General features: G+C 71.0%; 10 protein-coding genes. 3 read left to right on the forward strand and 7 right to left on the reverse strand.

Annotated elements, in window-relative coordinates; translation table 11 throughout:
- Window positions 1–4 precede the first annotated feature (4 nt).
- Both alaS and EL338_RS13505 read right to left on the reverse strand, forming a co-directional pair.
- Entirely contained in the window at window positions 5–2,707 is a 2,703-nt protein-coding gene (gene alaS / locus EL338_RS13500; protein ID WP_126334216.1) for an alanine--tRNA ligase, read from the reverse strand.
- Between the two features lie 59 nt (window positions 2,708–2,766).
- Window positions 2,767–3,168, reverse strand: a complete 402-nt coding sequence (locus EL338_RS13505; RefSeq protein ID WP_126334217.1) for a secondary thiamine-phosphate synthase enzyme YjbQ — start codon at window positions 3,166–3,168, stop codon at window positions 2,767–2,769.
- 90 nt (window positions 3,169–3,258) lie between these two features.
- On the opposite strand from EL338_RS13505, the gene EL338_RS13510 reads away from it, so the two are divergent.
- Entirely contained in the window at window positions 3,259–3,549 is a 291-nt protein-coding gene (locus tag EL338_RS13510) for a GlsB/YeaQ/YmgE family stress response membrane protein (RefSeq protein WP_126334218.1), read from the forward strand.
- Here the strand turns inward: EL338_RS13510 and EL338_RS13515 are convergent.
- Window positions 3,546–4,907, reverse strand: coding sequence for a replication-associated recombination protein A (locus EL338_RS13515; RefSeq protein ID WP_163792148.1), 1,362 nt, complete (start codon window positions 4,905–4,907; stop codon window positions 3,546–3,548). The two genes, EL338_RS13510 and EL338_RS13515, sit on opposite strands and share 4 nt — an antisense overlap.
- Before the next feature lie 122 nt (window positions 4,908–5,029).
- Between EL338_RS13515 and EL338_RS13520 the strand changes: the two genes are divergently transcribed.
- Window positions 5,030–5,620, forward strand: a complete 591-nt coding sequence (locus EL338_RS13520) for a hypothetical protein (protein WP_126334219.1) — start codon at window positions 5,030–5,032, stop codon at window positions 5,618–5,620.
- Between the two features lie 10 nt (window positions 5,621–5,630).
- Here the strand turns inward: EL338_RS13520 and EL338_RS13525 are convergent, their stop codons facing one another.
- From EL338_RS13525 to EL338_RS13540, 4 genes are read right to left on the reverse strand one after another with little or no spacing between them, the layout of a single operon-like run.
- The gene (locus EL338_RS13525) at window positions 5,631–6,470 is read right to left on the reverse strand and encodes a DUF3097 domain-containing protein (protein ID WP_126334220.1); all 840 of its coding nucleotides are present in this window, start codon (window positions 6,468–6,470) and stop codon (window positions 5,631–5,633) included.
- A gap of 15 nt (window positions 6,471–6,485) precedes the next feature.
- Entirely contained in the window at window positions 6,486–7,550 is a 1,065-nt protein-coding gene (locus tag EL338_RS13530) for a zinc-binding metallopeptidase family protein (protein WP_126334221.1), read from the reverse strand.
- Window positions 7,543–8,439: a transglutaminase family protein gene (locus EL338_RS13535; RefSeq protein WP_179967203.1), complete on the reverse strand. Its 897-nt coding sequence runs from the start codon at window positions 8,437–8,439 to the stop codon at window positions 7,543–7,545. Before EL338_RS13535 ends, EL338_RS13530 begins: the two co-directional genes overlap by 8 nt.
- Window positions 8,436–11,051, reverse strand: coding sequence for a circularly permuted type 2 ATP-grasp protein (locus EL338_RS13540; RefSeq protein ID WP_126334223.1), 2,616 nt, complete (start codon window positions 11,049–11,051; stop codon window positions 8,436–8,438). Before EL338_RS13540 ends, EL338_RS13535 begins: the two co-directional genes overlap by 4 nt.
- A 157-nt stretch (window positions 11,052–11,208) precedes the next feature.
- Between EL338_RS13540 and EL338_RS13545 the strand changes: the two genes are divergently transcribed.
- Window positions 11,209–12,393, forward strand: coding sequence for a thiolase family protein (locus EL338_RS13545; RefSeq protein WP_126334224.1), 1,185 nt, complete (start codon window positions 11,209–11,211; stop codon window positions 12,391–12,393).
- Window positions 12,394–12,443 lie beyond the last annotated feature (50 nt).

Here is a 12,443-nt window from a genome sequence, read left to right on the forward strand (position 1 = left end):
TCACCTAAGTCCGTGCTACTTCGCCGCGCAGGGCATCGAGGGCGGCGTCGATACCGCCCGGGTTCTTTCCGGAGCCCTGGGCCAGGTCGACCTTGCCGCCACCACGCCCGTCGACGGCGGCGGACAAGGTCTTCACCAGATCGTTGGCCCGTAGCCCCAGGTCGACGGCGGCGGGGTTGGCCGCCACCACGTAGGGCACGCTCGCGTTGTCGCCCTCGGCGATCAAGGCCACCACGGCCGGATCGGTGCCCAGGGAGCCGCGGATGTCGCCGACCAGCGAGCGCAGGTCGCCCGCCGTCATCCCCGCCGACATCCGCTGTGCCACGAGCCGCACCTTACCCACGACCTCGGCGCCGGCGGCCGCATTGGCCGCCGCGGCGCGCGCGGTCGCCAGGCGCATCCGCTCGATCTCGCGCTCGGCGACCTTGAGCCGGTCGACGAGCTGGCCCACCCGCGCCGGGACCTCCTCGGAGGGCACCTTCAGCGAGGACGCCAGGCCGGCCAGCAGCGCCCGCTCCTTGGCGAGATGCTTGAACGAGTCCAGGCCCACGTAGGCCTCCACCCGGCGGACCCCCGAGCCCACCGAGGATTCGCCCAGGATGGTCACCGGTCCGATCTGCGCGGAGCTGCGCACGTGGGTGCCACCGCACAGTTCCAGCGAGAACGGGCCGCCGATCTCGACCACCCGAACCTCGTCGGGGTAGGCCTCGCCGAACAGGGCCATCGCCCCCATCGACTTGGCCTTGTCGAGCTCGGTGTGGAACGTGTGCACCTCGTGGTCGGCCTCGACGGCCTCGTTGGTGACCAGTTCGATCTCGGCGCGCTGCTCTTCGGTCAGCGCCCCCTGCCAGTTGAAGTCGAAGCGCAGGTAGCCCGGTCGGTTCAACGAGCCGGCCTGCACGGCGTTGGGCCCGAGCACCTGCCGCAGCGCGGCGTGCACCATGTGGGTGCCCGAATGCCCCTGGGTGGCCCCGTGCCGCCACGACGGGTCGACGGCGACGGAGACCGTGTCACCCTCGACGAACTCCCCCGACTCGACGTTGACGCTGTGCACGAACAGGGTGCGGGCGATCTTCTGCACGTCGGTGACCGCGGCGCGCGCGGTCCCGCCGTGGCCGGAGATGCTGCCGACGTCGGCGATCTGACCGCCGGATTCGGCGTAGAGCGGGGTGCGGTCCACCACGATCTCCACGCGCTGCGGGGCCGCCGACTCGCCGCCGACGCGCGGCTGGTGCGCGGCGACGGGCACCCGCCGGCCGTCCACGAAGATGCCGAGAATCTTTGCCTCGGAGGTCAACTCGTCGAAGCCGGTGAACTCGGTGGGCCCGGCGTCGACGAGCTCGCGGTAGGCGGACAGGTCGGCGTGCGCGTGCTTGCGGGCGGCCGCGTCGGCCTTGGCGCGGCGGCGCTGCTCGGACATCAGCTCCCGGAAGCCCAGCTCGTCGACGGACAGCCCGGCCTCGGCGGCCATCTCCAGGGTCAGGTCGATCGGGAAGCCGTAGGTGTCGTGCAGGGTGAAGGCGTCGGTGCCGGACAGCACCGTCTTGCCGGCCTTGCGCGTCGATTCGGCGGCGTCGTCGAACAGCCGCGAACCGGCCACCAGGGTGCGATTGAACGCGGTCTCCTCGGCGACCGCGATCCGCCGGATGCGGTCGAAGTCGGAGACCAGTTCGGGGTAGGAGGGCCCCATCGCGTCGCGCACCGTGACCATCAACTCGGCCATGATCGGGTCGTCGACGCCGAGCAGTTTGGCGGCGCGGATGATGCGCCGCAGCAGGCGGCGCAGCACGTAGCCGCGGCCCTCGTTGCCGGGCGTGACGCCGTCGCCGATGATGATGGCCGCGGTGCGGCTGTGGTCGGCGATGATGCGGTACCGGACGTCGTCGACGTGGCTGCCGCGGCCGTAGCCGCGCGGCGCCCGGGCCGCGACAACGTCGATCACCGGACGCAGCAGATCGGTCTCGTAGACGTTGTCGACCCCCTGCAACAGGCAGGCGACCCGCTCCACGCCCATGCCGGTGTCGATGTTCTTGCGCGGCAGCGGACCGAGGATCTCGTAGTCGTCCTTGCTGGTGCCCTCGCCGCGCTCGTTCTGCATGAACACGAGGTTCCAGATCTCGATGTAGCGGTCCTCGTTGGCCTCCGGGCCACCCTCCACGCCGTACTCCGGACCGCGGTCGTAGTAGATCTCCGAGGACGGGCCGCACGGGCCGGGGATGCCCATCGACCAGTAGTTGTCGGCCATCCCGCGACGCTGGATCCGCTCGGTCGGCAGGCCGGCGACCCGCTGCCACAGCTCGACGGCCTCGTCATCGTCGTAATAGACGGTGGCCCAGAGCTTCTCGGGATCCATGCCGTATCCGCCGTCCGAGACCGGGTTGGTCAGCAGCGACCAGGCCAGTTCGATGGCGCCCTGCTTGAAGTAGTCGCCGAAGGAGAAGTTCCCGGCCATCTGGAAGAACGTGTTGTGCCGGGTGGTGATGCCGACCTCGTCGATGTCGGGCGTGCGGATGCACTTCTGGACGCTGGTGGCCTTGTTCCACGGCGGGGTGCGCTGCCCGAGGAAGTACGGCACGAACTGCACCATGCCGGCGTTGACGAACAGGAGATTCGGATCGTCGAGTAGGACCGAGGCGCTGGGCACCTCGGTGTGGCCCGCCTGCACGAAATGATCGAGGAACCGCTTCCTGATCTCGTGTGTCTGCACGTCGTTACTTCCCTGTTCGCCTCGCTGAGTTGACCGTCCCACACTACCGGTCGGGCCGATCAGCCAGCCACGAAGCTCAGGCGCACCGATCGCAGCGGATTGTCCCTGTTCAGATCCACCAGCACGACACTCTGCCAGGTGCCCAGCAGCGGCCTGCCGCCCTGCACCGGGATGGTGACCGACGGCGACACCAGACCGGGCAGCACGTGGTCGGCGCCGTGCCCGGGCGAGCCGTGCGAGTGCCGGTAGCGGTCGTCGCGGGGCAGCAACCGCTCCAGGGCGTCGACGAAGTCGTGGTCGGAACCCGCCCCCGTCTCGATGATCGCGACGCCCGCGGTGGCGTGCGGGACGAACACGTTGCACAACCCGTCCGCGCCGTCGGGACAGAACGCTCGGACCTGCTCGGTGAGATCGACGATGCGCCGATCGGAGGTGTCGACGTCGAGTACCGCGGTGTCCATCGGTTCAGCGTAGGCGGGTTTGTCCGCCCCGGCGGCGGGGTATTTCACCGGCACCTTTCGTCATCAGCCACTCCCCCGAGCGAGGTAGACATGACCATCACCGGAGTCATCACTGCAATCCTGATCGGCGCAGTCGTCGGTGTGCTGGCGCGCCTGATACTGCCCGGAAAGCAGGCGATCGGAATCGTGCTGACCGTCCTCGTCGGCATCGTCGCGGCGCTCATCGGGACCTGGTTGGCACAGGCCATGGGCATCTCGACGAACACCAGCGGCGTCGACTGGCTCGAGTTGCTGGTCCAGTTGGTCGTTGCGGTCATCGGCGTCGCCTTGGCCGCGGCCGTGATGGGGCGCCGTCACCGGTCGGGCGTGGTGCGGCGTTAGCGCCGTGTCGCCCGCCGGATGATCGCCCGCAGCCGCTCCACCCGGGGGCCGATCTCGCGTTCGGCGCCCCGGGCGGTGGGCCGGTAGTAGTCGGTCCCGACCAACTCGTCGGGCGGATACTGTTGGGCCGCAACCCCATCCGGGGCGTCGTGCGAGTACTGGTAGCCCTGCGCGTTGCCCAGTGCGGCCGCCCCCGAATAGTGTCCGTCGCGCAGGTGCGGCGGCACCGACCCCGCCTTACCGGCCTTGATGTCGGCCATCGCCGCGCCGAGGGCGGTGGTCACCGCGTTCGACTTGGGCGCGGTCGCCAGGTGCACCGTGGCGTGCGCGAGCGTCAGCTGCGCCTCCGGCATCCCGATCAGCTGCACGGTCTGCGCCGCGGCCACCGCCAGCGGCAACGCCGACGGATCGGCCATCCCGATGTCCTCGCTGGCCAGGATCATCAACCGGCGCGCGACGAACCGCGGATCCTCCCCCGCGGTGAGCATCCGGGCCAGGTAGTGCAGCGCGGCGTCGACGTCGGAACCGCGGACCGACTTGATGAACGCGCTGACCACGTCGTAGTGCTGATCGCCGTCGCGGTCGTAGCGCACGGCGGCGCGGTCCAGGGACTGCTCGACGATCTCGACGCTGACCGGGGTCCCGGCCGACTCGGCGGTCTCGGCCGCCACCTCGAGGGCGGTCAGCGCGCGCCGGGCGTCGCCGGCGGCCAGTTGCACCAGCAGCGCCACCGCGTCGTCGTCCACGGCGACCTTGCCCGCCAGGCCCCGTTCGTCGGTCATGGCGCGGCGGAGCACGGCCTCGATCCCGGCAGCGTCCAGCGGCTGCAACTGCAGGATCAGCGAGCGCGACAGCAGCGGCGCCACCACCGAGAAGGAGGGATTCTCGGTGGTCGCGGCCACAAGCAGGACGATCCGGTTCTCCACCGCGGCCAGCAAGGCGTCCTGCTGGGTCTTGGAGAACCGGTGCACCTCGTCGATGAACAACACGGTTTGTTCGCCGTAGGCCGCGGCGCGGCGGGCGACGTCGATGACCGCGCGGACCTCCTTGACGCCGGCCGACAGCGCCGAGAGGGCCTCGAAGCGCCGCCCGGTGGCCCCCGAGATCAGCGAGGCCAGCGTCGTCTTCCCGGTGCCGGGCGGCCCATACAGGATCACCGAGGCCGCACCGGAGCCGTCGACCAGGCGACGCAACGGCGATCCCGGCTTGAGCAGGTGCTCTTGGCCCACCACTTCGTCGAGGCTCGCCGGTCGCATCCGGACCGCCAGCGGCGACCCGGGACCCGCGGCGGGCATGCCGCCGCCGGGCCCGGGCTCGCCCGGGGCCTCTCCGGGCACGTCGAACAAACCGTCGGACACGTCCTTGTGCTTACCACGGCGTCGGGACAACTTCGACGGCCCGGATTGATCGCGGCGCGTGACCGGCACGCTCCCGAGGTGATAAACCTGTGTGCACGTCACGCCACAACCGAGGAGCCGACATGAGGTTGCGACAGCGGATCGGCCTGATCGGCGCCGCCGCGGTGCTGGCGGCGGTGGGCACCGCCGCCCCGGCCCCCGCGGAACCCTCGGTGGCGCCCCCACCCGACGGCGAGTACTCCTACAACCAGCCCGGCAAGCCCGCCGCGCACTGGAGCATGCAGTCGATCTGCGCGCAGGCCAGCGGTACCCGCGCGCAGCCGGACTACTCCGATCCCCACATCCAGACCCTCGGCTGTGTGCTCAACGTGACCAGCACGACGGACAAGCCGGCCGACGCCGAGCAGCAGTTGCTCAACGTCGCCGGCCGCGCGCGGCTGAGCAACGGCCTGTGGGCGTTCGAGTACAACCCGCCGGCGGGTCAGATCTGCCCGGATGGCCGGACCGCGCGGCTGCAGCAGAAGTTCGAGTTCAGCGAGGTCACGCTGACCGGCACACGCACCACGCTGTGGGGCGACGAATGCGGCGGCCCACCCGGGATGTCGAAGGAACCGTTCTCCCTGCAGTTCCTCGCGCCGCTGGATCCCCCGGTCGTCGACCGGTTCCCGATGAACTGCGACTATCTGGCGGGCCGGCCCAGCATCTGCTCGTAGCGCTACGGGCTCAGCCCGGCGCGGTGACGAAGTCGATGAGTTCCTCGACGCGTCCGATCAGCGCCGGGTCCAGGTCGTTCCAGTCGCGCACCCGCGAGCGGATGCGCTGCCAGGCGCGCGCGATGTCGGCCTGGGTGTGGTGCGGCAGCCCCAACGCCTCGCAGATGCCGTGCTTCCACTCGATGTTGCGCGGAATGGTCGGCCACTTCTCCAGCCCGAGGCGCTGCGGCTTGACGGCCTGCCAGATGTCGACGTAGGGGTGGCCGACGACCAGCGTGTGCGGTCCGCCCGGGCCGCGGGCGACCTCCGCGGCGATGCGTTCCTCTTTCGAGCCGGCGACCAGGTGGTCGACCAGCACGCCGAGCCGGCGTCCCGGCCCGGGCGCGAACTCGGCCACGACGGCCGCCAGGTCGTCGACGCCGCCGAGGTATTCGACCACCACGCCCTCGATGCGCAGGTCGTCGCCCCAGACCTGTTCGACCAGTTCGGCGTCGTGGCGGCCCTCCACGTAGATGCGGCTGCCCAGTGCCACCCTGGCCCGTGCGCCCGGTACCGCGACCGACCCCGAGGCGGTGCGCTTGGGCGCCGCGGGCGCGGCCTTGCGCGGCGGGGTGAGGATCACCGGCGCGCCGTCGATCAGATAGCCGGGGCCGACGGGAAAACCGCGCACCTTGCCGCGGCGGTCCTCGAGGTCCATCCGGCCGTACTCGACGCGCACCACCGCACCGACGTAGCCGGTCTCGGCGTCCTCGACCACCAGACCCAGTTCCACCGGGCGCTCGGTGGCGCGCACCTTCCGGCGCTGATGCGGATTGCTGGCCAACACGTCCTTGCCGTAGCGGTCACTCACGGCAGCGATCCTAGGTCAACCGCCGGCGGCGGCCAGCTTCGCTGGATCGGAGGTGACCTCGTCGATCACCCGGTGGATGAACCGCATCTTCTCCAGCACCGCTGTCGGCAGCACGAAGGGGTACAGATCGTCGCGGCCCATCGACCGGTTGACCATGTTCAGCGCCCACGCCAAGGGCAGCCACATCTCGATGATGACGTCGAATCCGCTGGGCCCCAGGGTCCTTCGGTCGAAGGTCGCGCCGGCCGAGGCGAAGCCGAATGCGGCCGCGGTATCCAGCGTGTCGCGGATGTGCAGGTAGTGCGCAAACGTCTCGGCCCAGTCCTCGGCCGGATGCATGGTGGCATACGAGGACACGTGGTCGTCGCGCCAGTCCGGCGGCGGGCCCTGCTCGTAGTGCCGGTCCAGCGCGGCCTGATAGTCCGCGTCGGGGTCGCCGAACAGCGCCCGGAAGCGCGGCAGGTACTCCGGGGAGGTCTCGATCAGCCGGTAGAAGTAATAGTGGCCGATCTCGTGGCGGAAATGCCCAAGCAGGGTGCGATAGGGCTCGGCCATGGAGACCCGCAACCGCTCGCGGTGCACATCGTCGCCCTCGGCCAGATCGAGGGTGATCACGCCGTTTTGGTGCCCGGTGAACACCTTTTCCTCGGTGCTGGAGAGCAGATCGAAGGCCAGGCCGAACTCCGGGTCGGTGCCGCGGTCGACGATGGGCAGGTTCAGCTCCGCGAGTTCGGCGACCAGCCGGCGTTTGGCCGTCTCGGCGGAGGCGAACGCCGTCAGGGCGGGATCGCCGTCGGCGGGCCGGGTCCGGGTCAACCGGCACGAGGCGCACAACTCCCCCTCCGCCGGGGCGCCGGGCCCCGGTTTCACCAGCCAATTGCACTGCGCCAGATGCATGTTGGCGCACAACCGGTACTCGCCGGCATCGACGGCGCCGTCGTGCTCGCTGTCGGGCCCCGACGCGATGACCAGCAGCGCCGAATCCTGCAGCGAGAACCCCACGGCGCTGCCGCAACTCAGGCACACCGAATTCTCGAAGGTCAGGTGTTGGCCGCAGTTGGGACACCGGAAGTCACGCATCACGGCCTCCCGGAGCCAGCGGCACGACGTCGACCGACACGTCGATGGCGCTGTCCTCGGAGTCGGTATAGATGATGCCGCGCAGCGGCGGGACGTCGGCGTAGTCGCGGCCGCCGCCGACCACGATGTAGCGCTCGTCGACCAACTGCTCGTTGGTCGGGTCCAGGCCCAGCCACCGATCCTGCGGCGTCCACACCGCGGCCCAGGCGTGCGTCGCGTCCGCACCCACCATGCGCTCCTTCCCCGGCGGCGGATCGGTGGCCAGGTACCCCGAGATGTAACCGGCCGCCAAGCCGTTGGCGCGCAGACAGGCGATCGCCAGCCGCGCAAAGTCCTGACATACCCCTTCGCGGGCCGCCAAAACCTCCGCGACCCCGGTGGACACCGTGGTGGAACCGGAGCGGTAGGTGAAGTCGGCGAAGATGCGGCGGTTGAGATCCTCGAGGACCTCGATCAGCGGGCGGCCGGGGGTGAAACTCGGTGCGGCATAGTCCCGTACGGCATCGGTGATCTCCGGGGGCTGCAGATCCAGGGTGAACTCGGCGGCGCGCACGCCGTCGGCCCCGACCGGTCGGGCGATCTCCCACGGGGCCACCGCCGAGCCGGCGCCGTAGCGGTCGGGGCCCGGCGGGTCCACCTCGACCTCCGAGACCGCGGTGACCGTGAGGACGCGGTGCGCGGTGGTCACGTGGAAGTACGAGCTGAGGTTGCCGTAGGCGTCCCGGCTGGTCGAGCGGTCCGCGGCGGCCGGATCGAGCCGCACCTCGTGGCTCAGACAACGCTGCCAGTCGGTCTCGCGCGGGGTCAGGAAGCCGCGCCCGTAGGAGCTGGTGACCACGTCGGAGTAGCGGTACACCGTCTCGTGGGTGATGCGGTAGCGGCGGGTCACGGCATCTGCCGTCGCTGGCCGGGGCCCCACAGCGGCTGCATGCCGCCGGGCAGCGAGAGTTGGGTCGCGGTGATGACGTCGGACAACTCCCGCACGCCGTCGAGCACGCCGTCGAGCAGCCCGCGCAGCGCGAGCAGGTCGCCGTGCGGGTCGGCGCGGCCGAGTTCGGCCGGGTCGATGCGGCGCAGTCGGGTGTTGAGTTCGTCGACCAGGCGCTCCGGGCGCGATGACCCCGTGGCGGCCGGCAGGGCGCGCAGATGCGTGCGGAGCCGGTCGAGTTGGTACACCAACGAGCGCGGGTTGCTGGCGTCGAACAGCAGCAGGTCGGCGACCGCGGGCACGCTGACCTGGCCGAGATTGCGGCGCCGGAAGATCACCGCCGACTCACAGGCCGTCAGCACCGATTCGGTGATCACCTGGGCCGCCTCCCCGCGGCGCGCGGTGGTCAGCGTGGCGCGCAGCAGGCCGGCCAGCGTCAGTGTCCGTTCGATCCGCTTGCCGATGTCGGCCATGGTCCAGCCGACGTCTTGGACCATCGACTCGGCCGCCACGCCCGACAGGGCCAGCATGCCGGCCAGGGTACGGGCATGCGCGGCGGCCATCTTGGTGTCGGCCAGGCTGTGGGTTTCCGGTGCGGCGCTGGGTAATTCGAGCACCGCGCGATCGACCGCGGCCAGGATCATCCAGGTGTCGTTGGACAGCTGATCGCGCACGCTGCGCGCGGCCAGCCCGAGCCGCTCCACCGATTGCGCCAGCGAACCGGCCCGGTCCCGGTCGGCGGTGATCGACCACAGGGTGCTGGGCGCGGTGGCGATCATCTCGGCGCGGTCGCCCGCCCCGGCGACGTCGGTTCCGGTGAGCCGGCCCAGCGCCGACAACAGGACCGGGATGCAGGCGCTCGCCGGGGCGTACTGCCGGTGCCGGTATTCGTGGTAGCGCTCCCGGGTCACGGTCAGCAGCCGCGCCGTGGATTCGGCGCGCTCGGCGTAGCGTCCCGTCCAGAACAGGTCGGACAGGACGCGCGGGGAACTGACCGCGGCCAGGTCGGCGACCACCACCGGGGCCGCCGGCGGCGGAGTCGCGGACGGTTGCTCGGGGGTGGTCGACGACGGCAGCACCCAGATGTCCTTGGCGGCACCATCGTTGAAGCGGGGACCGATGCCGTGGGCCGCGGCCACGTAACCGAGCCCGCCGATCATCGGTGCGTACCCGCCGCGCTGCGAGACGGCGAACAGCCGCATCCCGACGTTGGCCGCCGCGATCCCGACCCGCCCGACGATGGGCGCCGAGGAGTACTGCGGCAGTTCCTGACCGATCCACTGCCACGGAGCCGCGCTGATCCGCGCGGACAGTTCCGCGCGTTGGGACCGGGTCAACTCCGGGCCGACCTGGTCGGGACCGCCGGTGGTCGAGCGGATCAGCAGGGCGTCCAGGTGCTTCAGCAGGTGCGAGCGTTCGGTGTCGATGCCACCCCAGTAGGTGGGCGTGGTCGGCAACAGCGGGGCCTCGCCGAGCAGGCGCTCGGCGAGTTCGGGCAGGAAACGCAGGATAGCGGGGCTCTCCAGGATGCCGCTGCCCAACGTGTTGACCACCGTCACCGCGCCCCGGCGCGCCGCCTCGACCAGTCCGACCACGCCGAGGCGGGAGTCCGGGCGCAGATCCAGCGGGTCGGAATAAGCGGCGTCGACGCGGCGCAGCACCACGTCGACGCGCTGCAGGGTGCCCAGCGATCGCATCCACAACCTGCCGTCGCGGACCACCAAGTCGGCGCTCTCGACCAGCGGGAAGCCCAGCGTGGAGGCCAGATAGGCCTGGTCGAACGCGGTCTCGGAATGGATGCCCGGGCTGAGCACCACCACCGCGGGATCCTCGGTAGCCTCCGGCGCGGCCTCGAGCAGCGCCGAGCGCAGGGTGTGGGCGAACTGCGAGGTCGCCCGCGGCGTCAGCTGTTCGTAGAGTTCGGAGATCGCCGAGCCGACCACGCGGCGGTCGGCCATCGCGTAGCCCGCACCCGACGGCGCCTGCGTCCAGTCGGCGTTGACCACGAAGCCGCCGTTGCTCCTGCTGACATCGCAGCCGTGCAGGAACAACTGGTGCCGTCCGGGGACCTCGATCCCGCGGGCCGCGCGCAGGTAGCCCGGGTGGCCGAAAAGCAAAGGTGCGGGCAGGATTCCACTGGTCAGTGCGTCCTGCGGACCGTAGAGGTCGGCCAGGATCGCATCGAGCAACCGCGAGCGCTGGACCAGGCCGGCCTCGAGGGTCTGCCAGTCCTCGGGGGTGATCAGCAGCGGCACCGGGTCCAGGCGCCAGGGGGCGGGCACCCCGCCCGGGTCGGTATAGGTGATGCCGTCGTTGTCGACCAGGGTGCGCACCTCGTCGCGCAACCGGTCCAGACCGCGCACGCCGCGGCGCGCGATGGTCTCGGCCAACTCCGTCCAGGCGGGGCGGATATTGCCCGCGGCGTCGACGAACTCGTCGTGGCCGGCCCCGGCGCCGCCGCGAGGGTCGAACCGGGGATCGAACAAGGCCGCCTGCGCCCGGCCGGTCCGGTATTCCGTGAGCAACCCGTCGACGTCGAGGCTGGTGACCTGGGCCGCGGCCGGAACCGACACCGCGCACCTCCTGGAGACCGTGGGCACCCGGGCGGTGCGCCAGGACCATTCTGGCGTATCGATGGCCCGACGGGCGGCGCTTGCGTTCACTCAAACTGAACCAGTTGGTAAGGTATCGGGACAACGAGACGGTCGGGACGAAAGGTTGGTGTCGGACATGCGCGAAGCGGTGATCACAGGAGTGGGGATGACGCGCTTCGGCAAACATCGGGACCGCACCATCGCCGACCTCGCCGGTGAGGCGGTGGCCGAGGCCCTCGCCGATGCCGGCCTGACCGGGGACACCCAGTCGGTCGCGATCGTGTACTTCAGCAACGTCCTGGCCGGAGTGCTGACCGGTCAGGAATCGAACCGGGGTCAGCACGCGCTGCGGGACACCGCCCTGCGCGGGGTGCCGTTGATCAACGTCGAGAACGCCTGCGCCTCCGGAGCAACGGCACTCAACCAGGCCTGGCTGTCGGTGGCCTCCGGGCAGGCCGAGGTGGCCGTCGCGGTCGGCGCCGAGAAACTCCACTTCGACGACAAGGCCAAGGCGGCCGCGGCCCTGACCACCGCACTCGATCAGGAACGCCTCGACGAGATCCGCGCCGATCTCGGGTCGACCGGCTCCGGGTCGGTGTTCATGGACATCTACGCGCGCTTCGCGACGGACTACATGGAGCGCAGCGGCGCCACCTGCGAGGACTTCGCGCGCGTGGCCGTGAAGAACTCCCAGCACGGCACGGCAAATCCGAAGGCGCAGTACGGCCGTGCGCTCACCGTCGCCGAGGTGCTGGGGGCGCGCCAGGTCAGCGGGCCGCTCACGGTACCCATGTGCGCGCCGATGAGCGACGGCGCCGCGGCGGTCGTGGTGATGAGCCGCGCCGCGGCGCAACGCCTGGGGGCCTCGCCGGTCTCGCTCCGGGCCAGCGTCGTCGGGTCGGGCCGGCCGGGCGCCTACGGCGAGCTGGTCCCCGATGTCGCCGGGCGCGCCTTCGCCGCCGCCGGCGTCGACCCGGCCGAGGTCGACGTCGTCGAATGCCACGATGCCGCCGCACCGGCCGAACTCATCGTCCTCGAGGAACTGGGCCTGTGCGGTCCCGGGGCGGCGGTCGGGCTCGTGCGCGACGAACAGACCCGGATCGGCGGGCGCTTACCGGTGAATCCGAGCGGCGGCCTGCAGTCGAAGGGGCACCCGCTGGGCGCGACCGGCCTCGCCCAGATCGTCGAACTCACCGATCAGCTCCGCGGCCGCGCCGGGGCCCGACAGGTCCCCGGGGCCCGGATCGCGCTGGCCGAGAACGCCGGCGGGTACCTCGGTCCGGATGCGGCGGTGGCCACGGTGACGATCCTGTCCAGATAGGCCAAAGCCCCCTGCCCGTGCGGCGATTCGGGGTAGACTGCGCCCTAGTT

Source organism: Mycolicibacterium chitae, from assembly GCF_900637205.1.
GTDB classification, from domain to species: Bacteria; Actinomycetota; Actinomycetes; order Mycobacteriales; family Mycobacteriaceae; genus Mycobacterium; species Mycobacterium chitae.